The following is a 23678-nucleotide window of genomic DNA, read 5'->3' as shown; positions in this document are numbered from 1 at the left end:
TCCTCCGTAATTTATAAAACCTCTATTATTTAAATTATACGTTTCTATCAAATTTTGGTAAACAGAAACCATCAATCTTTTTAACTGCTGGTTTTTTAGATAAGCCATTTTGTACCATACAAAAAGAATCAGTCCGCTAATGAGTGACTCTTTCCTCTCAATTCTTTTCACTTTTCATCATAAAAGTTATTAATACGAGCCATTTATACCAGATTTTAAAATGTATTTTATTTAATTGAGCACCTTTAACCATTTCGTTCCAATTCTTTCTGCTTACGTTTTCGCTTTTTTTGATCATAATCTTTCTTTCAGCCGAATTTTTCCGCAAAAGTATGAACAAAACCTTCACAGATATTAGGTCAATCGTGTGATTGAGATTGTTTTTTGCCGGGTATACACTTTAGTGGAATGAATATTCATTCCACTATTTCATCCATGAAAGGCTGAATCAATTATGGCAACTGCAGGTACAAAACGGGACAGCATCCTATCCGGCGCATTGGCTCTTTTTGCCGAACGGGGCTTTGATGCTACTACTGTTCCGATGATAGCAGCGTCGGCAGGAGTTGGAGCCGGCACCATCTACCGTTACTTTGAAAATAAAGAAGTGCTTGGGAACAGCCTTTTTCAGGAGTATGTTGGAATCTTTACCGAGACTCTTCAGCATGAATTTCCTTACGAAGAGACGGTCAGAAACCAATTTCACCATATTTTCCAATCAATGATCCGATTTACAACAAAGGAAGTACATGCTCTCTATTTTATTAAAACACACAGCAATGCTCACTTTCTGGACGATGCAAGTCATGAGTGTTTTCATGGCCTTCTGGACATTCTGAAAACCTTCTTTGATTCAGGAAAAGAAAAAAAAGAAATCAAGGAGATTCCTTCGTCTGCTCTGATTGCCATTGTTTACGGAGCTTTTCTTGAACTTCAGCGGCTGGTGCGAATCGGGGAACTTGAACCGGAAACAAAGCTTGTAAGAGACATTGAAGAAAGTATTTGGGACGCTGTACGACTACATGCATGAGAAACGATCTGTTTCTCATACAACAAACGGAATGAACGTTCATTCCGTTATCAAATTTTAAATAAGAGGTGCTAGTATATGACAAACTCAGCTCAACTTCCTCAGCCAAAGACTTATGGACCTCTCGGCAGTCTGCCGGTTATTAATAAAGAAAAACCGCTTCAATCCTACATGAAGCTTGCAAGGGAGCTTGGCCCAATCTTTCAATTTCAATTTCCCGGCCGCATAAGCACGTTTGTTTCAAGTGCAGCTTTGGCAGAAGAAATTTGCGACGAGACACGTTTTGATAAAAAAGTGGGCCCCGCCCTTCAAAAAGTAAGGGCATTCGGAGGAGACGGCTTGTTTACAAGCGAAACAGCCGAACCGAACTGGAAAAAGGCACACAATATCCTGCTCCCGAGCTTCAGCCAGCAGGCGATGAAAGGCTACCATGCTAAAATGGTTGACATCGCCACTCAGCTTATTCAAAAATGGGCACGATTAAATCCGACTGAGGAAATTGATGTTCCTGAAGATATGACCCGCTTAACCCTTGATACAATTGGTCTTTGCGGATTTAATTACCGCTTTAACAGCTTTTACCGGGAAAATGCCCATCCATTCGTAGACAGCATGGTACGGGCCCTGGATGAAGCGATGAATCAAACGCAGCGCCTCGGTATCCAGGATATACTGATGGTTAAATCGAAAAAGCAGTTTAATGAAGATATTCAGTACATGTTTGGTTTGGTTGATGACTTAATTGCTGAACGCAAACAAAACGGCGATCAGGGTGAGGATGATCTGCTTTCTCATATGCTGAAAGGGACTGACCCTGAAACAGGGGAAAAGCTGGATGATGAAAACATACGGTATCAGATCATCACATTTTTAATTGCAGGGCACGAAACGACAAGCGGCCTTCTCTCATTCGCCGTTTACTTCCTTATGAACAATCCGGATGTATTAAAGAAAGCGCAGCAGGAAGCAGATGAAATGCTTGGCAGCGATATCCCAGACTACAAGCAGGTGAAAAAATTAAAATATGTCCGCATGGTTCTTAATGAAGCGCTGCGCCTGTGGCCGACTGCACCTGCTTTTTCCCTTTATGCAAAGCAGGATACAACCCTGAGCGGGAAATACCCTGTTAAAAAAGATGACGTCTTTACTCTTTTAGTTCCGGAACTCCATAGGGATCCTTCTGTTTGGGGAGATGATGCCGAACATTTCAGACCTGAGAGGTTTGAGGATGCATCTTCTATCCCCTACCATGCATACAAACCTTTCGGAAATGGACAGCGTGCATGCATCGGACAGCAGTTTGCGCTGCACGAGGCGACACTGGTACTTGGAATGCTTCTGCAGCACTTTGATTTTATCGACCACAAGAGTTATCAGCTGGACGTCAAAGAAACCCTTACCCTTAAACCGGACGGGCTCACCATTCGAGTTGCTCCCCGTAAACCGGGGATGACTTTTACGGCGTCAGCCGTGGAAGAAGCAAAACCTGTTCAAAAAGAAACCGAACAGGCTGCTGTTCTCACTCATGGTACTCCCCTGCTTGTACTGTATGGATCAAACATGGGAACAGCTGAAGGAATTGCCCGCGACCTTTCTGAAACAGGACGCAAGCATGGTTTTGATGCCAAAACGGCACCGTTAAATGAATATGCCGGCGGTCTTCCTGCAGAAGGAGCCGTTCTCATTGTCTCCGCGTCTTATAACGGCAATCCTCCTGACAATGCAGATGAGTTTGTTACCTGGCTGCACGAAACAGGGGAAGATACTCTGAACGGCGTAAGCTATGCTGTTTTCGGATGCGGAGACCACAACTGGGCAACTACGTACCAGCGCATTCCTGACTTTATTGACGAGCAGCTTCAACAAAAAGGTGCCAGCCGTCTTTCGGAAACTGGTCATGGCGATGCAAGTGAAGATTTTGAAGGAGATTACGAAAAATGGATCGGAGTTCTCTGGCCAAACCTGGCAAAAGGGCTGGCCATTGAACTGAATCAAAATGAACAGGACAGCAGTTCACTTACCCTGCAGGTCGTCAGTAATGTCAGCGATACCCCGCTCGCCCGCACCCATCATGCTTTTACAGCGGAAGTGAGCAAAAACCGGGAACTCCAGCATCTGGAAAGCGGAAGAAACACTAGACACATCGAGTTGCGCCTGCCAGAGGGGATCACCTATAAAGAGGGAGACCATCTAGGTGTCCTCCCTGTCAATCAGGATGCTCTTGTTGAACGTGTGCTCAGCCGATTCCGCCTGAACGGTGAAGACTATGTGAAACTGACAGGCGACCTTGGAAAAGCCGTTCACCTGCCTGCCGGAGTACCTGTAAAACTCAGGGAGCTGATTTCTCATTTTTCAGAGTTCCAGGAGCCGGCTACACGTTCACAAATCCGGGCTCTAGCTGCCCATACTGTATGTCCTCCCCATGTGATTGAGCTTGAAAAACTGCTTGAGGACGAGATATACAAAACAGAAATACTCTCCAAACGAATCACTATGCTTGAACTTGCGGAAAAGTACCTTGCATGTGAAATTCCATTTGAAGTATTCCTTCTTCTTCTACCTGCACTGAAGGCAAGATACTACTCCATTTCAAGCTCTCCCCTTTACAGAAAAGGAGAAGCAAGCATTACGGTCAGTGTCGTCAGAGGCGACGCACGGAGCGGAAATGGAGAATTCAAGGGAATCGCATCAAACTATTTAGCAGCACGATCAGAAGGAGATAAAATTGCCTGCTTTATCTCAACACCTAAATCAAATTTCCAGCTTCCTGAACAAACGGGCACCCCGATCGTTATGGTTGGACCCGGCACGGGAATCGCACCGTTCAGAGGCTTTATCCAGGCCCGCCGCAGTCTCAAAGAAAGCGGCGAAACACTTGGAGCGGCTCACCTTTTCTTCGGATGCCGCACCCCTGAACATGATTTCTTATATCAAGAAGAGCTGGAAAAAGCAGAACAAGACGGTCTTGTCACCCTTCACACTGCCTTTTCAAGAAATTCCGGCAGTGAGAAAGTATACGTGCAGCACAGACTGGCGGAAAACGCAGACGTCATCCTTCCTCTGCTGAAAGATGGTGGACGTTTATATATTTGCGGAGATGGAAGCAAAATGGCACCGGATGTGGAGCAAACATTAATCGAGTGCTACATGTATTTTTATCAAACGACGGAAGAAGAAGCTTCCTCATGGCTTGAATCAATGGAAAAAGACGGCCGCTATGCAAAGGATGTATGGGCGGGAGCTTAATGAAAGAAGAAAGCAGCGAACATTTAACGTTTGCTGCTTTTTTATATTACATGAATAGATAAAGATTATTTACTCCTTTTCATAACTGTACAGTATTCTTCAAAAGAAGCCTCTTAAGCTCCTCTACAGATGAAACCAAAACGCTTGGGCACGCTTCCTCAAGCTCCTCCATGGATCCATATCCGTACGTCACGCCAATCGAGCGAATACCGGTGTTAACAGCACCGATGATGTCATGCTTTCTATCCCCAATCATCACCATTTCTTCCTTATGTACTCCTTGAAAATGATTCATGACAGAAAGGATGATTTCGGTTTTCGAAGCTCCTTTACCGTCAAGGCTGCTGCCTGCAACAAAATCAAAGAAGCGTTCAATCTGAAAGAATTTCAGGATTTCTTCAGCAAATACAGACGGCTTAGAAGTGGCAACGGCTAACTTGTACCCTTCTTGTTTCAGCCCGCTCAACAGTTTTGGAATGCCGTCATATACCTTGTTTTCAAACATGCCTTTTTCTATAAAGCGCTCCCTATAGTAAGAGACCGCTCTTTCAACCTCCTGTTCTGAAAATGAATAACGCTCAGCAAATGAAACCTGCAGAGGCGGTCCCACAAATCCCTCCAGCTTTTTTAAATCCGGCTCCCTGATCCCCATCTTTAAAAGGGCGTATTGAACAGACTTGGTTATGCCTTCGCCGGGGTCAGAAAGAGTGCCGTCAAGGTCGAATAAGAGCAGTGCCGGTTTCATATAAGATGCCTCCTATTATGATGTCATCACGTTTGTTAAGACTTCAACAAAAAAAGCGCCATCCCTTTTTTAGGGACAACGCTCCTGATCGATTAAACCGTACAGATAAAGTTTCTGATTTGCGAATACTCATAACGCGCTCTTTGACTTACGCCGCCCTGCCATGTGTAGCCTGAAACACTATTTTGTCTGATTTCTGTTGGAAAGAACCATAAGTCCCTGCCAAACGGACTTTGAAATCTCAGGCCGAGCAGACCCCATCTTCCAATACACCCGCACATCGCCGAGCGAATCTGATTTGTCGATAGAAACGATGAAAAGAAGGTTTGCGGCACCTGCTGGGCGAACTGCGACGGCGGCGGAAAAGTCGGTGCCTGCCTGTCATCATAATACCCTTCACTTGTGAAATCTGAATAGGAATATTCGTATGGTCCCTGTTGATACGGATAAAACATACCTATTGTAACCTCCCTGCAAACAGCTGAATTTCGTCATGCCAATTATATTCAGCTGGAGGAAGGTGTGTGAATGCCTATTTTTCATACACCAGCCACTTGATCCCAAAGTGCTTTCGTATAAGCAATCTTCATGCCTGCACGTTCCATATTGCGCTGGCTTCCGCTTCCAAATGAAGCCTGTCCGGCTATGATGGAGCAGCCATGCTGTTTCGCTTCATCTATCCTTGCATCAAGCAATGCACGGTGCACTCCGCGGTTCCTGAATTCAGGCAGGACAGCTGAGGCAGCCATCGTACCGATGCGTTTTTTCATAAAAAGCACACCGATTCCGGCAGCTTTGCCATCCATACTTGCCAGATAAAACCGCCAGTCCTCATGACCATGAAGAACCAGATTGTTCTGTGCTACAGGCTGCTTTAAAAATTCAGGCATGCCAAAGCCTTTTGTATAAATCTCCCCAAATAAATCAAATTCGCTGGCTTCAAGAGGGCGCACACTTATTTCCGATACCGGTCTGGTTGAAAGAATCTTTGCTTCCCCATACAGCACCGTATGAAAACCGCTTTGGGAAAAACCTCTGGCTGATAGGCTTCTGAATAGCTCTGGTGAGGATTGAGCAGGAGTTACCTCAAACCTTGGAGAAATTTCCCGTTCTTCATAAAAACGCAGAATGTCATCCAGCGTTTCGACCGAAGCTCCTCTCACAGTGTTATAGGCCGGTCCGGGAATATTTTTCACAGAAAAGGCTGCAGTGCCTCCAGCCTTTTCTATTACAACATCCATTGGATTGCCTTCCATATTCCGTATAGCTGTAAGCCTCGATTCCAGCGCCTCAATTTCCGACTCTTCAAGAATGACGGCCAATTCTTTCGTTACTACAGATGACATGTGTACACCTCTTCCGGTTACTCAGTGACAAATTCAACAATAAACCCTGCATATTTTTCAAACCTAAAGAAACAGTAAATACAGATTGATTATTTCTAGAAAGGAGCCTCTTATGAAAAAAGAAAACAAAAATAACCAGCCGCAATCACAGGAAGAAATGGAAACGGTAAAGGACATTACCCGCGTTGAAAACGGACAGCCCGTCCCGCAGCCGAAGGATTATGACGAAATTGAGTACTAGTGAATGAAAAAGGACTGCCTGAGTCAGTCCTTTTTGCGTTGATGGAAAACTTCAATCCATTGATAAAAGTCCAATTTTCTGTTCAATCTCTTTTTTCTGCCTCAGATGATGGCGAAGGTGCATGTCAACAAGCTCATACCACTCCTTCGCATTCAGCCAGCCAAACCCGCCATGACGCTGTTTGCAGGCAGGGTTCGTTTCCGCTGCATTCTTTTCCTGCTGCTCCATTCTTTTCTCTATTTCAAGAAAACCCGTTAAGAGCTCCTCTTTCGTCCGGTTATTGCTTGGAGTATTTCCAGGCAGATCAGGCAGCTTTATTTTAATGGCAGGAAAACCGCCTCTCTCAAACAGAGCTTTGCCTCCTTCAGACTTTTCTAAATCAGGATCGGGTGCAGCTTTTTTACACTCTTCCGCGTTCTCTAAATACTCAAGGGAAACCTCAATAAGGTGCTGATACATCTGTCCAAGTGACCAGCTTCCGTCAGATGGAATTTCACTTAGTTTATGGTCAGGATAATGTTGAAGGTCCGCAGTAAATCCTTTTAACAATTGACTATCACGCATTAGCTGTACCTCCCTCTTCTGTAAGAGAATAACCTTTTATACTTTCTTGTAAAAACCATAAATTCCTTTATTTGTTTTACCCGTATCTTTTTAAAAGGGGTAATCGTTATAAACAGAGAATGGTATGAATATGACGGGAGGGAATCTAATGAACATTTTGATTTTAGGCGGGACACGTTTTCTCGGAAGAGCTTTTACAGAAGAGGCTTTAAAAAGGGGTTATAGGGTTACCTTGTTTAACCGCGGGACAAACAAAGGCCTTTTTCCCGGGCTGGAAGAGCTGACCGGGGACAGAAATGGAGATATGACGGCACTTAAAAATCGAAAGTGGGAAGCTGTAATTGACACGTCAGGTTTTGCTCCGCATCATATCAGAAAAACGGCAGAGGTCCTTGGAGATATCGGTCATTACACCTTTATTTCAAGCATTTCTGTTTACAGGGACTGGATTCCCGCCGGTATTCAAGAAGATTATCCGCTGCAGACGATTTCGGATGAAAAGCTTGCGGAAAGTGAGAAAGGAACGCTTTCCCCGTATGAACATTATGGTGCGCTGAAGGCACTGAGTGAAGAGGAGGCTGAGAAGCACTGGCCAGGACGGGTACTGAATGTAAGAGCCGGCCAGCTTGTCGGCCCATTTGATTACACAGACAGGCTTCCATATTGGGTTCAGAGGGTGTCACAGGGAGGGCAGGCCATCGTTCCCGGCCGTCCGGACCGTCCCGTGCAGATGATTGATGTGAGAGATCTTGCTGCGTGGGTCTTCAATATGATTCTTCAGGGAAGGGCAGGCACCTACAACGCCACTGGTCAAAAAGAGACGATGGCAGAGATCCTCGAAACCTGCAAATCAGTCTCATTCAGCACGACGGACTTCGTATGGGCCGACGAAGCATTCCTGCTTGAAAACAACATAAAACCTTGGACAGACATGCCTTTATGGATACCTGAACACTTTCCACTTGAAGGTGAAAAGGAACCATGGAAAGGAACGTTTGAGATCAGCATAGAAAAAGCCGTCGGGGCCGGTCTCACGTTCAGACCCCTCGAAGAGACGATCCGCGATGTTTATGAGTGGGAAAAGAACCGGGAACCTTCCGGCCTGAAAGCAGGAATTTCCCAGAAGAAAGAAAAGGAACTGCTGAAGAAACAGAAACTAAAGCATTAAAAACAGAAACGGCCATCCAAAAGGAATGGCCGTTTCTCCTTATTTAACAAGCAAACTGTCAAGCTCCCGCATCTTATCGTAAGAGTCGAGCAAACGCTCAGGCACAAGGCTTCTGCCATACTCCCAGGCATTTCTTTCAATTTGGGACAAGAGCTCCTGCTTTTCCTCATCCCCGCCGTAAACAAGCGTCCGGATATCATGCTTGTTTTTCTGATAATCAAGGTAGTACCCGACTGTATGGTAAAGAATCAGTCTGACAAAATCCTCATCTGTTTCTCTTACTCGTATCTTTCCTCTGTATCCGTTTATCTGCAGGTAATTAAATTTAAGCGTCCTGGTTGAAATGTTGTAGCTCATAGGGGCAGGCAGCTGATTGTCAAATTCATAGTCGATATAAATCTTTAATTCCTTTAACTCTGATTCAATAATTTTTTCAATCGTCCATATGTAGAGCATTGGATCACTCCCTTCCATCCATATCGCCTATTATAACAAAGGAGACTTTCTATGTATTCGCTTTTGATATTTGCTGTGCCCTTTTGTTAATCCGGTCATATCAAAACCGTTCTTTTTGTAAAAAGCATTTAATTTTTCATTGCCGGCTACACAATCAAGCCTGATCAAGTCAGCTCTGACAGCCTCCGGAATCCATGACAGGATGACATTTCCGATTCCCTGTTTCATATAGCCTGAATTAACTGCAAGCCTGTGAAGATATACCGCGTTTTCCTCTTGATGCCCCCATATCTCCTGATCCCATTCATTTTGTGAAGGATAAAGAGTGAAAGTTGCGGTAAGTTCGCCATTTTTCTCGACGACATACGTTTGATTGTTTTCTATACATCGGACGATTTCTCCATTCTCTCCGCCGTCCAAAAGATAGCTCCATTGATTGATTCCCTGTTCTTGAATCCAATGAGCTGTATCTCTTAACAATTTTATAATGTGACTGCTCTCATCAGGTTCAGCCAATCGTATGTGTAGATCTGTTTTCACGCTGTATGTACTCCTTTTTTCATGTCATAATCGCAGAATCATAGTCCTCCAGTGACTGCTCCTCTATCAACTCTATATTTCTCTTGCTTTCCAAATAGGATCTGATATGTCCGCAAAGGTTTGGATAGAGCACCACCTTTTCTAGATCAGCAAGCTTCACCCACCTGACACCCGTCTGATTTGGATCAGGGTTTGCTGGCATCGCCGGAACAGAACCTTCTTTCAGCCTGCACTCAAACATGAGTGCGATGGAATGAGTTTCCCCGTACTTATTTTCATTCAGATGCGGGGCATACTCATAGACAAAAGCAAGCGGCCCGACTTCAGCATCAGCAGACGTTTCTTCTTTTACTTCTCGTCGTACAGCATCCTTTATCGACTCACCGGGATCAACCCCGCCGGCAGGCAGATTGTAATGCCGTCCGTTTTCATCGTCAAATTCAACAAGGAGAATGGAGTCATCTTCAATGATTAAGCCCCCTGCTCTTACTCTCATGTGGTAAGTCATTGTCTTTCGCCTTTCTTGTTTTAGTTGAAATTGCATTACCCTATAAATTCGTTTTTTGGCGTGCGATTAATGGGTTTGCTTACCCTATAAATTTGTTTCTGTGTTTTACAGGGTACGATTCCTCCGTTTTCTTACCCTATAAATTCGTTTATCAGTTTTATAGGGTACGATTCCAGCGTTTCCTTACCCTATAAAATCGTTTTTTAGTTTTACAGGGTACGATTCCTCCGTTTCCTTACCCTATAAATTCGTTTCTCAGTTTTATGGGGTACGATTCCGCCTTTTCCTTACCCTATAAATTCGTTTCTCAGTTTTACAGGGTACGATTCCGCCTTTTCCTTACCTTATAAATTCATTTCTCAGTTTTACAGGGTACGATTCCGACATTTCCTTACCCTATAAATTCGTTTCTCGGTTTTACAGGGTACGATTCTACCCTATGCAATTCATCCACTACCTTCTTCTTCAAATCATCATACTGCAGCTGATTCGTATCCGCAAACGCCTCTTCCCTGCTTGATGGGAGATCGTCGTACTGCACGTCACCCTCAAATTGAGAGGCTGTGAAATCAACTCTGGCAGAGTCTATCTCGTTATAGAAATGCCACCCCTCTGCTGCAAAGGTTTTCCTAATTTCTCCGCCTAAAAGATCATGAACCACAAGAGCCGTCACTCCGCACTGCCCTTTTGCCGGATTTTCAGGAGTCCATTTGGAGCTTGACTTCAAAGACCATGAGTTTAATAGCGCACAGCGTAAAAGCTTTAAATCTTCTGCGGACATCATTGGCCACCCCTTTCTATATTAAGTAATCCCGAATTTCTTCAGGGCAAAAACGACGATACCGTTAGAATAGTCAGCATCATCAGCCGGTCGCCCTCCTCGTCATACCATTCTCCTTTTATTCACCCTTGAATGAATCAGCTTCAGAAGCACTTCTTTCTCCGTCTGACCGATACTCTCAGAGAGTCTTGCCGCTGCAACAGGAAGAATCCAGTTCTTAAGCTCTGACATGTCAGATGGATCTGTTTTTCTATAGCACCTTTCATAGTGTCCGGCCAATAAACCGCGAAACATTCCTTGAACTGGACTTGAAGTCAGCCCGCCATAGTGAATGAGAAGAACGGACCGCGCAATGTCCGCCAGCCGATTTCCAACCGCTGCATCCGCCCAGTCAATAATGACGTGTCCTTTTTTAGAAATCAGGACGTTATCAGGATGAAAATCACCGTGGCATAAGACTCTTTCATGATCAGGCAGCCCGTCCAAATGAGAGAGTATTTTCTCTTTTTCACTCTCGTTCAAGTAATCGCTTTGACTGATTCGCGAGGCTAGCCTGTCTGTGAGAACAGGCAGCTTCAAATCTTGGCGTTGATGAATCTCACCATGCCATTCTGCCAGCCGCCTCATGTGAATAGGCAGGAGAAATGGACTTCTTTTCATTTCAGCCATCAGGGAAGTTCCATCGACACGTTCGAAAATAAGAGCATGGTTCTCTTTTTCAAAAGAGTACAGTCTTGGCACGTGTAATGGAGTCTTTGCTATTTCTTTGTAGATCGCATATTCGTATTCAATAAAGTCCCTTCCAATGTGTCTGTGGAATACTTTTGCCACTGTCCCGCCATCACGGACGATGACCTTGGCTGTATTGCCTGTGCCCAATACGGTTTCAGCTATGTTGTCCGCCTCCTGTGCTCTATGTCCGCTTACCGCCGCCTAAAACAAAATCCCAATCCCCGCAAAAGCGAGTTCTTCACAATGTACCTTTTGTTTATAGGTGTCTTTTTCAAAAGTATGGGTGTAGCGGCTGAGCTTGATCATGCCCACATCGTTTTTGGTGTAGAAGACGACAGTCGGGTGATCATTTTCATAATAAAATATCGGTCTCAGCGTTGGCGGAATCGTTTTAAACTCATTCCAGTCGCCAAGAGTGTACAAATAATCCACAACACTGTCTGCCTGTTCATATAGTTTTTCATCAAGCGGCAGAATATCGTCTGCACTCCAGTAGCTGGTTTGACGGCTGATTCCGAACTCCCCGAGCTCATGATAAACGACCGCTGCCTGGAGATAGGAAAGCGGAGTACGGTCACCTTCTAACGCGCACATAAAATGATCCGACTGACATTGTGGTTTCGGAGTTTCACCTTTCACAATCACTTCGGCAGGCATGGTTAATTCCTTGTCGTGAGGAATGGCATAAACAACAGAAGATGATTGGCCTTCAGCTTTATTCAGGTAGGCCCTCAGCTTATATCCTTTCCGGATGGCAAGTCCTGAAAAGCTCCTCACGACGCGTTCTGGGTTTTGACTTGAAATTGTCCACCCGTTTATTGATTCCTGCAGGGTCATCTCAGATCCGCAATAAAGATTTGGCTTTACAGCTGATGACGTAAACTCTGTTACATCAGTAAATGCCGCAGATTTCACTTTTTGAACATACATATCCCTCAGCTCTTCAGCAAGTAAATTCCTTTTAGATACGAGCTGCGGGCAAAGATGGTAATAGTCACCAAAATGATTTACTTTCCCGAAGGCAGGAATGTCAGCCAATTTGACTCGCTCGAGCCATTTTCCTTTCAGCTGCTTTAAAAATGTATGTGAGTCAGACGCCCCTACGCCCCAGCCGATGCAGATCCAGGGGTGGCGTTTCAGCTCTTCCATTGATGCGACCATATCTCCAATTGTCACAATTCCCCTTCCGCCCAGGTACTCGATATGAGAAATTGCCTCTTTATCCTTTGTGTTCTGAAGAGTAAACAAATTGAAAAGATGCACCCTTCCGTTCAGCGGTTCAAGCGGTTTAAATGCTTCCATCAGCCTGACAATCTGGTGCATCGTCGGATCAAGTGCCATTTCCGTAAAAATACGCTCACCATGAAGCAGGTTTCTGACATCTTCACAGCTTGCACCTCCCGGGTTGAGCATAAGAAAACTTCCTATCGAGGTTTCACTGCTTCCAAACTGCAAATATGCCGACTCCCGGAACGTTAAATTCCGGTTTTTATAAAACGTCCCGTATGCTTTTGGCTGGTTCATTTTACTCCTCCGTTCAGCTGGTTTCTCCCACACCCTATATTCTGCATATACCTGCCATTTCCTTGTTAAGATTCGTTAAAGAAAGAGAATGACGCGACCGTGCGTTCGCTAATTTCCGCCAAGTGTGTTACGCTTGACTTGAACAGGGGTGAAAACATGAACACATTTTATAGACCCGTTACCTTGACTGATTTGAATAAAGGACATGTATATTACCACTTTAAGGATGAAGAAATCTACTTGCAGAAGGTAGCTTCATATATTCATGCTGGCCTTAAAAATAAAGATCAGATTCTGCTGATTGAAAGCATGAAATTCTCGGATAAAGTGAGTCGTTATATAGAGGATCATTTTTCAGAAGAAGAACAGAATTCGATCAGGTTAGTGAACAACTTTGATTACTATTCAGGAAGTTCCAAATTCAATATTGCTTCCATTCTCGCTTATTTTGACAGAGATTTAAGAAGTCTTTCAGATAAAAATGTCCGGCTGCGCACGTGGGCACATGTGGAGTGGATGTCTGACATGTCTGATGCAGCCCTGCTGAAAAGCTTTGAAACCTCATCTGACGAATTTATACTGAATGAAAACATCCTGTCTGTCTGTGCCTACCGTCATGCATCTTTGACAGATGATGCAAACGCCGCGCTTGAACAAAGCCATAAATACATCATGACAGATGATCAATTTCAACTTTCCAAAAGCTATATACAATCAGAAAAAACTGCTCAGTGTGATGGATGCTGAGCAGTTTTTTAATTTTGAAAGAAGATGCTTCATTTTTATAAAAGGATTCGCTGCTGCTTCAACGAATTTAAAAGGCATAAGGATAATGGCAGGAGGAAAGGTTATGTTGTTCATGCTGATTGTCAAAGCCTCAAAAAATTCAGAAGCCGGAAATCTCCCAAGCTCAGAACTCATGGAAGCCATGACGGCATATAACGAGGAATTAGTAAAAGCAGGGGTAAGGGTGGCGGCTAAAGGTCTGCATCCAAGTTCAAACGGCCTCCGCGTTTCGTTTCCGGTACCGGGAGAAAACCCCGTCATTTCAGAAGGTCCGATTACAGAATCAAATGATTTAGTGGCCGGCTTTATTTTAATTGATGTGGAATCCAGGGAAGAAGCCGTCAAATGGGCCTTAAGAATGCCGGACCCGCAAGGACACGGGGAAGGCCAGATTGAGTTGCGTCAGGTATTTGAGTGAGCACGAAGCAAGTATAGACATGTTAAAAGCACTGCGATTTGCAGTGCTTTTATTTTTCATGCATTCAGCTCTGCCTTGAAGTCTGCGGAGGCTCTTCCATCCATCCATTTTTAATCATGAGCTTACCGCCCTTTTTGGCATAGGTGAAAATGTCTTTTGTAATAATGGTCATTTTCGCCGGCAAATCAGACCGCAGGCTGAAGGAAGTGCCAAGGGCATTGCTCGTCAGACCAAAGCTGCTCAGTAAATTGGTCAAATACATCATCATCTTCTCCGAATAAGGGGACGTCTGCGAAAATGTAGGATTCCCCCATGCAACAGCTGGAGGCTGAATATCGCTTTTCAGCAATGTCTCACTGAACGATTCAATGATTTGTTTAGCGAGTTCTTTTCCCTCTTTGAAATATTGTCTCAGCTCTTTGTCATCTGAAGCCTGTTCAAAACCTTTCAAAAGCTGAAACCCAAGAATGTTGGTTTCAACTCCCTGATAGAGCAGCGAGAGTTCAATCGCATTCAGCGGGCGTTTCTCACTGAACGCATCAAACCCTGCCATGTACTTTTTCTCTTTGACAAACTCAACCTTATCAGGCATAGGAATCATCGGCGGCCTCGTCAAAATGCCTTCATCAAGCAAGAACTGAGTCGCATCCGTATAGGTCTGCTGAGAGGTTTGTGACATCCTCATAAACAGGTCAGACATGTCGCTCCGGTAGGTCATGCTGAGGTGGAGCGCATTCAGTCCAATCGTCACTTTCATCATGATTCTCAAGAAAAGAATATCAAAATATTCATCATACAGCCGTGGCGTTTCGGGCTTCACATCGCTTTCATTATATCCCACAGGCATAACGATCTTCTCAGCCTGAAAGATTCCGCTGATCTCCTGAATGAATGCAGTCTCCTGATCGTAATAGCTTTGAAGCTGCTGCTTAATTTTTTCATTTTCCTGCGTATGTAAAAAATGCTCAAGCATCCGTGCAAACATCGTTTTCTGCTGATAGGTCATCCAAAGGTTTCCGATTTCAGATGAGGCGAGCTGCTTCGTCACAGTGAGGTTCCTCCCGATTTTAAAATTTCACGTATAGTATATACTCAAGAATCATTCTTTATTTACGCTAACTGAGCTAAAATACAGAGTGAAGGAGATGACGTACATATGCTTATAAGCAACCGAATTCACATAAGACCTTTTACAAAACAGGATGCGGCAGACAGACTGAAGCTGCAGCTAAAAAATCGTGCCTTTTTTGAAAAATACTCCATGATTCGCTCAGATGACTTTTACACACTGGAAACCCAGCAAAAAATGATAGAAGACTACGAAAAACAGGCAAAAAAAGACGCCGAATATCAATTTGGCATCTACCTGAACGAAACCAATCAGCTGCTCGGTACCATCAGCCTTTTCCAAGTCATGCGCCACTCCCTCCAAAGCGCAGTCCTCGGCTACTTTCTCGACAAGGAGCACAACGGCAGGGGCTATACAACAGAAGCCGTCAAACTCGTTTTGGACTATGCATTTGGCGAGCTTAAGCTGCACCGGATCGAAGCAGGCGTTATGCCCCACAACATCGGATCCATCCGTGTTCTTGAAAAAGCCGGCTTTCATAAGGAAGGACTGGCAAAGAAAAACGTTCTGATCAACGGGAAATGGGAGGATCATGTGATGCTTGCGGTTTTGAATCCTGAAGACTGCGAGGGAGAGCAAGGCTGAAGTGTCTCAGCTTGTTTACTGATTTTTAAAGCTGTCATTGACGAAACAAAACCTGCACTGTTATTCTTAATCCATTGTAAACGGGACATACCGTATATTCTGTATGTCCATTTTTTTATGGCAGAAGAATATCGGATAGTGTCTCAGTAGATTAGAGGCACCTCTCAGTATTTTTGAGAGATGGCTGGAGGTTTTGTATTGAAAGTTACAAGAAGATTACTCGGATTATTTTCCAACAAATGGATGATGGCGACTGTGCTATTACTTTGCTGCGCGGCTTCTCTTCTATTCGTGCATCATAACCATTCATTCTATGATCGGCCCATTGCAGAAGTCATAAAGACATCTCAGACAGATTCAGTTGAAGAGACTGACATGCACAACAATAAAGACCGGCTGTACACACAGCAGCTTACAGCAAAGCTGAAAAATGGAAAAGATAAAGGGAAATTGATCACTCTGACAAATGAATATTCCTTGTCCGGTGCCTTCGATCAAAAATATCACCCAGGACATGAGCTGTTTGTTTCGATTGACAGCAGCACTGACTCATCCTTAACGGGTACGATAAAAGATGTAAAACGTGATAAATACATTATGATCGCATCATGGCTGTTCATTTTCACATTGCTGCTTGTAGGGAAAAAACAAGGATTTTTCTCTGTCATCAGCCTCGCTGTCAATGGACTGCTCTTGTCCTATGCATTAGACGTTTATCTGAATAAAAATGGTTTAGGCTTGCTGGCCGTCTGCAGCATAAGCGCCATTTTGTTTACCGTGATTTCTTTGCTGCTCGTCAACGGCTTTAATGGAAAAACATATGCAGCCATTACTGCGACCCTTTTAGGGACGTTTATTTCTTTGTTTATAGCCATGCTCGTTTTAAAACTCACGTCAGGTAATGGACTTAGATATGAAGAAATGCAATTTTTAACACGCCCACCGAAGGTCGTGTTTATTGCTGGGGTACTGGTCGGATCCCTGGGAGCCGTCATGGATGTAGCAATCACCATGTCTTCCTCTATCTTTGGCCTTTACGAAAAAAACACTAATATCTCTTTAAAAGCTCTTAAAGCATCAGGTCTGGAAATCGGAAAAGATATTATGGGTCCTATGACCAATATTCTGTTTTTTGCCTACATAAGCGGATCCATTCCCATGCTGATTTTGTATTTTAAAAATGCATCACCGCTTGGATATACACTGTCCATGAATCTATCATTGGAATTAGCCCGGGCTATGGCAGGAGGGATTGGAATTGTGCTCACAATCCCAATTGGTCTTTATACCTCTCTCTATTTTATTAACAGAAAGAAGGCAAGAATATGAATACATTAGTATGTTTAGCTGCCATCTTGTTTCTGTTAATGATTATGATAGGTGGCAGAAAAGGGGCAAGATCATTTACGGCATTATTCCTGAATTTTGTTATCCTTTTTCTCGCCATCCTTTTCATGGCTGATCCAAATCTTAATCCAATTCTTTTAACGCTTGCTGCATCTGCTATAATCAGCTGCGTAAACTTGTTCTTCATAAATGAAGTGAATCAAAAAACAGCCGCAGCATTTATTTCAACAATGATTACGCTGGCTATGCTCTACTTTCTCATTGTCATTCTGACCGATAAGTTCATGATCCAAGGTTTTGGAGAAGAAGAAGTAGAAGAATTAAGCATGTTTTCCCTTTTCATTGGAATCGACTTTGTCAAAATTGGTGCCTCTGTAATTATCATGAGTACAATCGGCGCCATTACTGACATTGCCATCTCGATTACATCCCCGATGCATGAAATAGTAAAGCATCATCCGAACATAAAAAGAAAAGAATTGTTCACATCAGGCTTATCCATTGGAAGAGACATTCTGGGCACAAACACAAACACACTGTTTTTCGCCTTTTTTGGAAGCTACCTCGGACTCCTGATCTGGTTTAAAGATTTATCTTATTCTATTGGTGATATCGTCAATTCAAAAGTCTTCAGTGCCGAAATCATCACCATCATGTGTGCTGGAATAGGAGTTGCCATTGTCATTCCGATTACCTCTTGGATTGCCGCAGCGTTTTATATAAAAAAGAACGATACGAGACGGATTGAGGAATGATAGATTGAAATGAAAAGAAGGCTGTTTGGGATGTCTGTTTAGCGTTCTGAACAGCCTTTTTCATTACAATTTTTTATAGAGCTCACTCTCAAAGTGTGAATATCTACTTCAAATCTGCTCAATCCTCAACATCCACAAGGAAAATCCGCTCATTGAACCCGCCCCGCTTCTGTTCCTTTTCCTTCCTGATCTTCTCCACTCCCTGAATGGTTGAACCGTGAACGGCAGCCAATGCATGTAGGATTTCAAACATGTCGGCCAGCTCCTCCAACGCTTCAGCATCGGTTTCCGCTGCTATATACTCCTCCAACTCCTCAAAGCTTTTCTTTTTTAACTCTTCTATATATACATCCTGAGACAAGACTGTGGCATGAAATTTTTTCCCTGTCTTTTCAATGACTTCCGGTATTCTGTCGCGAACCAGTTTGTTGTAAATTGGCATCATATAAACCTCTTCTTTTATTTCTTGTTACTTCCTATTTTACAAACCGAGTCTTTGAATGGAAAATGAAAAAATTATGATAGAATGGTTACGAATAGACTGAATGAGGAGTAATCCATGGAACAATCAGACATTTTAAAAGCCATCACCACCCACCCCACCATCATCATCCACCGCCACATTCATCCTGACTTTGACGCCATCGGTTCACAGATCGCCCTGAAAAAAACGCTGCAGCAATCGTTTCCGGAAAAGAAAGTCTTTGCAATGGGAGGCGCGGAGAAAAGCCTTGAATGGATCGGCAGCATGGATATGATTGAAGACTATCAATATAGAGACGCTCTTGTCATTGTCTGCGACACTGCAGAAACGAAGCGGATCAGTGACCAACGCTTCCTGTTTGGGAAAACACTCGTAAAAATCGATCATCATTCCGATGGGGAAAGCTATGGGGATCTGCGCTGGGTTGACTCTTCTTATAGTTCCGTGTGCGAGATGCTGGCGGATCTGTTTTTTTCCAATCAGGAGACATTTAAATTCACAAATGAGGCAGCTGCTGCATTATACGCGGGGATAATGGGAGATACAGGCATGCTTAAGAATGGAATGGCCGGTGAACGAACGTTGAGGATTGTTTCACAGATAAAGAAATTCGCCTTTAAACCCGATCGCATCCATCATCTGATGAAGAAGAGCGGCACTGATTATTCAAAATGGAAACCATTTGTCTCATACCGCGCACAGGTAACTGAACAGGGAATCGTGAGCCTTCGTGTAACAAAGGAAATGCTTGTAAACCTTAGTCTTGATTCCTCTGAAGCAGCACCTTTGATTCATGCCCTTACCGCGTACATACCTGCACGCATCTGGGTGCTTTTCATTGAGGAGGACGGCAAGATCCGAGTCCGAATCCGTTCAAAAACAATCGCTGTAAACGAAATCGCAAAGAACTACGGCGGAGGCGGACACAGGCTGGCAGCCGGCGCCTTTCTTTCATCGTGGGAGGAAGCTGAGGAGATGATCGAAGAGTTGGGGAGGTAAACCTCTTTCCTTCAGCAAGTTCCCCAGGAAAAGGCGGATACTTCCCTCTTTGTGTTCCCTCTAACTCATCTCTTTATTTTCATTAATATAAGATATGACCTCATGAATGTCTGTCGTAAATAATAAAACCTGATTGATATCATACATGACCTTATTTTCAACGATAAGGTACTCAGTAATAGGAATTGTGTTAAAAAATTTCTTCCACTTGTGCCTCTTCTCCATCTTCTTTGTTTCTTCGTCTAACTTTTCAGGGTCAAACTTGTAGACACCGTAACTCGGCACTTCTATTTTAGTGTCAGGAAAAGCATTTTTTAGTTCCTCGACCATTTCATCAGGCGGTTCAATCTCAGATACAACCGCTACACTTTCCTCTGCTGCATCATAGATTTTTTCTAATTGATCGTCATACTCTTTATCACTCAACTCTCTGTCTGTGAAAATAGCAATACAATAAAGGTTTTCTTTTGTTTCCATCTTCTTTTTAGTAAACATGTTTGTCGAACCTCCATGTCCCGGCAGATAACTGATCTATTAGGTTTTGTTGTATCTAGAGGTAATTCTCCGTTTTATATGTATATCCCTTTTTTATAACAACTCTAAAACCTGCGAACAGTTAGCCCGCAGGTTTCCTTTTAACATCTTTGAGATCACTTGGATAAAATAAGAATTTCCCATGGGTCTAATTGAACCTCTTTGTTTACGGAAGTATACTGATTTCCACCAAAAACTTTATACTCCTCGGCTGCAGCATCTGTTGTAAACGCCGTAGTAGACGATGAAAGGTTTGCGAAAACAATGACTTTTGACTTTCCTTTGCTTCTGGAAAAAGCTAATACCTTGTCACTTGCCGTTTCAATTTTTTCTACATTCCCGCCGGCTGATCCGTTCCACAATGCTTTGTTTTCTTTTTTCAGTTTCACAAGTTCAGTATAGTAATCCTGCATAGAGATGTCGTTCCATGATATTTCATCTTTATCAAAAAATGCGAGGCGCTTGTTAAGCCCTGCTTCCTGTCCCGAATAGATGAGAGGTATTCCTGGCATGACAAAAGTTAATGCAGCCATTGTTTTTTCTGCATCGCCAAAAAGTTCAGCTGTGGTGCCTTCCCATGAATTATCATCATGATTCGATGTCCAGTGCATAGGATAGGAACCCTTTGGATAGAGAGCGTTCACTTTTGAAAGATAAGCTTCTATGGCACTGATTCCTTTGCCGCCCGATGCAACTTCACGCAAGATGTGATTCAATTCCCACCCATAGTTTGCATTAAAGGCCTCATTTAACAGGTTAGGCTTTATATTATCTTCTGCAAGCATATATACTGGCTTGATTTTATCCAGTTCTTTTCTGGCCTGTTCCCAAAAATCAACAGGCACGCCGCTTGCGTAATCCGCACGATAGCCGTCGATATCAGCTTCTTTCACCCAAAATTTCATGGCCTCCATCATGGCATTCCGCATTTCCTGATTATCATAATTTAAATCCGATACATCAAGCCAGTTTGTTCCTGGAGGATGAGTAATATTTCCTTCCTTGTCCAGGGTGTACCATTCTTTGTTTTGCGTCCAGATATGGTCTTTTCCTGTATGGTTTCCAACCCAGTCAAGCAACACTCTAAATCCCATTTTGTGTGCCTTATCTACAAGTCTTTTAAAATCTTCCATCGATCCAAATTCCGGATTGACCGCTTTATAATCCTGTACAGCATAATAAGAACCAAGAGATCCTATTCTTCCTTCTTCAGATATCGGATGTATTGGCATAAACCATAGAATTTCAACGCCTAATTTTTTCAAACGGGGTAAATGCTGTTCAAATGCTTTAAACGTTCCCTCTTTCGTATACTGTCTTACATTCACTTCATAAATGACGCTGTCATCTGACCACTTGGGAAAATGTGCTTTGCTTTTTCCAGGCTTATGCACACCTTTTGAGTTAAGATAAACTGTGTCATCCCCTTCTTTCACAAAGATTTCCCCCGTTTCTTCAAATTGTGTAAAAACTTTGTTTCCTCCATCTTTTTCGCCTGTCTGCCGATTGACTACAATAAAATTTAGACTCGATGCATTCTCTTTTACTTTTATATCTATGTATGCGCGATTTTGATCAATCTGTTCAAAGGAAAAAGCCGTGGCCCCGATAGGCCAGCTTCCCATTTGATCAGAAGGCACCTCAACATCTCCCCACAGCCAAAGACCCCATTGATCAAAGGACTGATCTGCTCTTTCATAATAGATTCGGATCGTATTTTCAGACATTTCAGCAGGCTGAGCATCTTTTGCTGATACTGTAAGTGATCCAATCAATGACATTATCATCAACAGCATGACCATTCTTTTTAACCTTACTTTCATATTAATCCTCTCCTCATTTACGTTATCCTTTAACCGAACCAAGCGTTATCCCCTTAATGAAATATTTCTGGAAGAATGGATAAATAATTAAAAGCGGTATCATTGAAATGAAAATTTTAGCTGCATTCAATGTCTGATTGGACGTATTGGTAAGACGCTTCGCTGATTCAGCGTCTAGTTTCGAAGCGTCAGCTATTACCGTAACCTGCCTAATATAGGTTTGCAGAGGATAGTTGTCATTTTTCGTCATGAGTACGAGAGCCTGAAAGAATTCATTCCAATGATAAACAATGGTGAACACCAATACAGTAGCTAAAACAGGTTTTGAGAGCGGCAAAATGATTTGTAACAATATCCGCCAAGGTCCTGCTCCATCCATAATGGCAGATTCTTCGAGTTCTTTTGGCAGATTTCTGAAAAAATTCATGACGAGAATGACATTAAAAACAGGAAGCCCTCCGCCAAGAACCAGTCCCCAAATGTTATTGGTCATGCCTAAAGATTTCATAGTCATATACCACGGAATCAATCCTCCGTTGAACAACATGGCAAATATGAGCGTCCACATAATCACATTCCGCGGGCGAAAATCTTTAGACGTTTTGGATAAGGGATATGCCATCAGCACAACGACAACAAATGTTGTTATGGCTCCTAAAAATACCCTTGTCACTGAAATGGAGAACGATTTAAAAAACTGAGCATCTTCAAGTATCATCGCATATGCACTTAGAGTAAATTCTTTTGGCCAGAAAAACACCTGTCCGGCAGCAACTGCTGCTTTGTCACTGAATGAAACAACGAGCATGTACCAGACTGGGTAAATACAAAGAAGGGTGATCAGAAGCAAAATAAAGATATTGAGACCATTAAAAAATTTTGTGAGAAATGACCGCTCTTCTACCATGGATGATGCCTCCAATCCTTAGAAAATTCGATAGTTTGCAAATCTGTAAGCAAGTAGATAAGATACAGCAATTAAAATCAGACTGACAATTGACTTAAGAAGACCTACTGCTGTAGCAAGACCGTATTGCATATCTATTAATCCAGTTCTGTACACCCAGGTATCAATAATATCCCCGGTTGAATAGACCAAAGGATTATATAAGTTGAAAATCTGATCAAATCCTGCATTTAAAACATTTCCCAAGCTTAATGTTCCGAGGAGGACAGCTACAGGAAGAATGCTTGGCAGCGTAATATGAATAAGCCGCTTGAATTGTGAAGCTCCATCTATAGCTGCTGCTTCATAAAGTTCAGGACTTATAGAAGTAAGAGCTGCGAAGTAGATAATGGCCCCAAATCCAAACTCTTTCCAGACATCACTTCCTACAACAATAGATGGGAAAATATCAGGATTTGAGAAAAATAGAACAGGTTCTACACCAAATAGCCCGAGCATCTGATTCACAGGCCCTGTAAAAGAGAATAAATCTAGTAAAATGCCTGCGACGATTACCCACGATAAAAAGTGCGGAAGATACACAATCGTTTGCACAGATCTAGTAAATAACCGATTCTTTGCTTCATTCAGCATGAGTGCAAACACTAACGGAACAATAAGGTTCAATGCCATTTTTGCAATGGCTATGAAAATCGTATTTTTGAAAATCTGAGCACTGTCTTCGAGCTCAAACATATAGCGGAAGTTCTCAAGCCCAATCCAGGCGGACTTTAATAAACCAAGCCCCGGGTTAAAATCCTTAAAGGCAAGCAGAATTCCGTACATTGGGAGAAGGTTGAAAAAAAACAGCCAGATCAAGCCCGGCAGCAGCATCAATGAATAGTGAAAGCCATTGGATTTCATGAATTTCGGCAAAACTCCTGCACGCACTTTCACATGAGGCACTGTGAGAGGTTCACCATTGTAAACTTCTTTACTTTTCATTTAGATATCCTCCTTAAAGTCAGAGAGACGAGCAGCTTTCACCCGT

The 23678-nt window shown here is 43.1% G+C and carries 26 protein-coding genes; 10 read left to right on the top strand and 16 right to left on the bottom strand.

What is annotated here, in order from left to right:
• Positions 1-454 precede the first annotated feature (454 nt).
• Both ACK1LH_RS06390 and ACK1LH_RS06385 read left to right on the top strand, forming a co-directional pair.
• Positions 455-1030: a TetR/AcrR family transcriptional regulator gene (locus ACK1LH_RS06390; protein WP_282033207.1), complete on the top strand. Its 576-nt coding sequence runs from the start codon at positions 455-457 to the stop codon at positions 1028-1030.
• A gap of 78 nt (positions 1031-1108) precedes the next feature.
• Positions 1109-4276: a bifunctional cytochrome P450/NADPH--P450 reductase gene (locus ACK1LH_RS06385; RefSeq protein ID WP_411334800.1), complete on the top strand. Its 3168-nt coding sequence runs from the start codon at positions 1109-1111 to the stop codon at positions 4274-4276.
• Between the two features lie 79 nt (positions 4277-4355).
• Here ACK1LH_RS06385 and ACK1LH_RS06380 read toward each other — a convergent pair whose 3' ends face one another.
• The 3 genes from ACK1LH_RS06380 to ACK1LH_RS06370 form a co-directional block, all read right to left on the bottom strand.
• On the bottom strand, positions 4356-5021 hold the full coding sequence (locus tag ACK1LH_RS06380) for an HAD family hydrolase (protein WP_411334799.1): 666 nt from the start codon (positions 5019-5021) through the stop codon (positions 4356-4358).
• Positions 5022-5113: 92 nt separating this feature from the next.
• Positions 5114-5476, bottom strand: coding sequence for a hypothetical protein (locus tag ACK1LH_RS06375; protein WP_203289936.1), 363 nt, complete (start codon positions 5474-5476; stop codon positions 5114-5116).
• Positions 5477-5560: 84 nt separating this feature from the next.
• On the bottom strand, positions 5561-6367 hold the full coding sequence (locus ACK1LH_RS06370; protein WP_411334798.1) for a GNAT family N-acetyltransferase: 807 nt from the start codon (positions 6365-6367) through the stop codon (positions 5561-5563).
• A gap of 112 nt (positions 6368-6479) precedes the next feature.
• On the opposite strand from ACK1LH_RS06370, the gene ACK1LH_RS06365 reads away from it, so the two are divergent.
• Positions 6480-6608, top strand: coding sequence for a hypothetical protein (locus ACK1LH_RS06365; protein WP_087946292.1), 129 nt, complete (start codon positions 6480-6482; stop codon positions 6606-6608).
• A gap of 51 nt (positions 6609-6659) precedes the next feature.
• Here ACK1LH_RS06365 and ACK1LH_RS06360 read toward each other — a convergent pair whose 3' ends face one another.
• Positions 6660-7172, bottom strand: a complete 513-nt coding sequence (locus tag ACK1LH_RS06360) for a DinB family protein (RefSeq protein ID WP_411334797.1) — start codon at positions 7170-7172, stop codon at positions 6660-6662.
• A gap of 148 nt (positions 7173-7320) precedes the next feature.
• Between ACK1LH_RS06360 and ACK1LH_RS06355 the strand changes: the two genes are divergently transcribed.
• Positions 7321-8340 carry an NAD-dependent epimerase/dehydratase family protein gene (locus ACK1LH_RS06355; RefSeq protein WP_411334796.1) on the top strand — a complete coding sequence of 340 codons (1020 nt, stop codon included), beginning with the start codon at positions 7321-7323 and terminating at the stop codon, positions 8338-8340.
• 39 nt (positions 8341-8379) lie between these two features.
• Here ACK1LH_RS06355 and ACK1LH_RS06350 read toward each other — a convergent pair whose 3' ends face one another.
• The 6 genes from ACK1LH_RS06350 to ACK1LH_RS06325 form a co-directional block, all read right to left on the bottom strand.
• Positions 8380-8796 carry a hypothetical protein gene (locus ACK1LH_RS06350; RefSeq protein ID WP_029282191.1) on the bottom strand — a complete coding sequence of 139 codons (417 nt, stop codon included), beginning with the start codon at positions 8794-8796 and terminating at the stop codon, positions 8380-8382.
• A gap of 30 nt (positions 8797-8826) precedes the next feature.
• Complete coding sequence (locus ACK1LH_RS06345) at positions 8827-9336, bottom strand: GNAT family N-acetyltransferase (RefSeq protein ID WP_411334795.1); 510 nt, start codon at positions 9334-9336, stop codon at positions 8827-8829.
• A gap of 19 nt (positions 9337-9355) precedes the next feature.
• Positions 9356-9844 (bottom strand): NUDIX domain-containing protein, encoded by a 489-nt coding sequence (locus ACK1LH_RS06340; protein ID WP_411334794.1) that lies wholly within the window; start codon positions 9842-9844, stop codon positions 9356-9358.
• A 391-nt stretch (positions 9845-10235) separates the two neighbouring features.
• Positions 10236-10625, bottom strand: coding sequence for a hypothetical protein (locus ACK1LH_RS06335; protein WP_411335073.1), 390 nt, complete (start codon positions 10623-10625; stop codon positions 10236-10238).
• A gap of 102 nt (positions 10626-10727) precedes the next feature.
• Positions 10728-11504, bottom strand: a complete 777-nt coding sequence (locus tag ACK1LH_RS06330; RefSeq protein WP_411334793.1) for an aminoglycoside phosphotransferase family protein — start codon at positions 11502-11504, stop codon at positions 10728-10730.
• Between the two features lie 54 nt (positions 11505-11558).
• Complete coding sequence (locus ACK1LH_RS06325) at positions 11559-12881, bottom strand: hypothetical protein (RefSeq protein WP_411334792.1); 1323 nt, start codon at positions 12879-12881, stop codon at positions 11559-11561.
• Between the two features lie 156 nt (positions 12882-13037).
• On the opposite strand from ACK1LH_RS06325, the gene ACK1LH_RS06320 reads away from it, so the two are divergent.
• Together ACK1LH_RS06320 and ACK1LH_RS06315 are read left to right on the top strand one after the other, a co-directional pair.
• Positions 13038-13628 carry an MEDS domain-containing protein gene (locus tag ACK1LH_RS06320; protein ID WP_411334791.1) on the top strand — a complete coding sequence of 197 codons (591 nt, stop codon included), beginning with the start codon at positions 13038-13040 and terminating at the stop codon, positions 13626-13628.
• A 103-nt stretch (positions 13629-13731) separates the two neighbouring features.
• On the top strand, positions 13732-14085 hold the full coding sequence (locus tag ACK1LH_RS06315; RefSeq protein WP_411334790.1) for a YciI family protein: 354 nt from the start codon (positions 13732-13734) through the stop codon (positions 14083-14085).
• 64 nt (positions 14086-14149) lie between these two features.
• On the opposite strand, the gene ACK1LH_RS06310 is transcribed toward ACK1LH_RS06315, so the two are convergent.
• A complete protein-coding gene (locus ACK1LH_RS06310; RefSeq protein ID WP_411334789.1) occupies positions 14150-15133 on the bottom strand; it encodes a DUF3231 family protein in 984 nt (327 codons plus the stop codon).
• A 108-nt stretch (positions 15134-15241) separates the two neighbouring features.
• On the opposite strand from ACK1LH_RS06310, the gene ACK1LH_RS06305 reads away from it, so the two are divergent.
• From ACK1LH_RS06305 to ACK1LH_RS06295, 3 genes are all read left to right on the top strand, one after another.
• Entirely contained in the window at positions 15242-15799 is a 558-nt protein-coding gene (locus ACK1LH_RS06305; RefSeq protein ID WP_411334788.1) for a GNAT family N-acetyltransferase, read from the top strand.
• A 198-nt stretch (positions 15800-15997) separates the two neighbouring features.
• Complete coding sequence (locus ACK1LH_RS06300; protein WP_411334787.1) at positions 15998-17128, top strand: YibE/F family protein; 1131 nt, start codon at positions 15998-16000, stop codon at positions 17126-17128.
• Positions 17125-17901, top strand: coding sequence for a YibE/F family protein (locus ACK1LH_RS06295; RefSeq protein ID WP_411334786.1), 777 nt, complete (start codon positions 17125-17127; stop codon positions 17899-17901). Before ACK1LH_RS06300 ends, ACK1LH_RS06295 begins: the two co-directional genes overlap by 4 nt.
• 118 nt (positions 17902-18019) lie before the next feature.
• Here the strand turns inward: ACK1LH_RS06295 and ACK1LH_RS06290 are convergent, their stop codons facing one another.
• Entirely contained in the window at positions 18020-18343 is a 324-nt protein-coding gene (locus ACK1LH_RS06290; protein ID WP_411334785.1) for a phosphoribosyl-ATP pyrophosphohydrolase, read from the bottom strand.
• Positions 18344-18460: 117 nt separating this feature from the next.
• Between ACK1LH_RS06290 and ACK1LH_RS06285 the strand changes: the two genes are divergently transcribed.
• Positions 18461-19384 carry a DHH family phosphoesterase gene (locus tag ACK1LH_RS06285; RefSeq protein ID WP_411334784.1) on the top strand — a complete coding sequence of 308 codons (924 nt, stop codon included), beginning with the start codon at positions 18461-18463 and terminating at the stop codon, positions 19382-19384.
• 60 nt (positions 19385-19444) lie between these two features.
• Here the strand turns inward: ACK1LH_RS06285 and ACK1LH_RS06280 are convergent, their stop codons facing one another.
• The 4 genes from ACK1LH_RS06280 to ACK1LH_RS06265 all read right to left on the bottom strand — a co-directional run bounded on the left by ACK1LH_RS06280 (position 19445) and on the right by ACK1LH_RS06265 (position 23551).
• Positions 19445-19879: a hypothetical protein gene (locus ACK1LH_RS06280; RefSeq protein WP_411334783.1), complete on the bottom strand. Its 435-nt coding sequence runs from the start codon at positions 19877-19879 to the stop codon at positions 19445-19447.
• Positions 19880-20034: 155 nt separating this feature from the next.
• Entirely contained in the window at positions 20035-21741 is a 1707-nt protein-coding gene (locus tag ACK1LH_RS06275) for an alpha-amylase family glycosyl hydrolase (protein WP_411334782.1), read from the bottom strand.
• Positions 21742-21763: 22 nt separating this feature from the next.
• Positions 21764-22648: a carbohydrate ABC transporter permease gene (locus tag ACK1LH_RS06270; protein WP_411334781.1), complete on the bottom strand. Its 885-nt coding sequence runs from the start codon at positions 22646-22648 to the stop codon at positions 21764-21766.
• A gap of 18 nt (positions 22649-22666) precedes the next feature.
• A complete protein-coding gene (locus tag ACK1LH_RS06265; RefSeq protein WP_411335072.1) occupies positions 22667-23551 on the bottom strand; it encodes an ABC transporter permease in 885 nt (294 codons plus the stop codon).
• Positions 23552-23678 lie beyond the last annotated feature (127 nt).

Origin of the sequence: Metabacillus indicus, from assembly GCF_046603695.1 — a bacterium.
GTDB lineage: Bacteria > Bacillota > Bacilli > Bacillales > Bacillaceae > Bacillus_P > Bacillus_P indicus.
The sequence above is the reverse complement of the archived record's forward strand: the minus strand, read 5'-3'. Positions and strand labels throughout refer to the sequence as shown.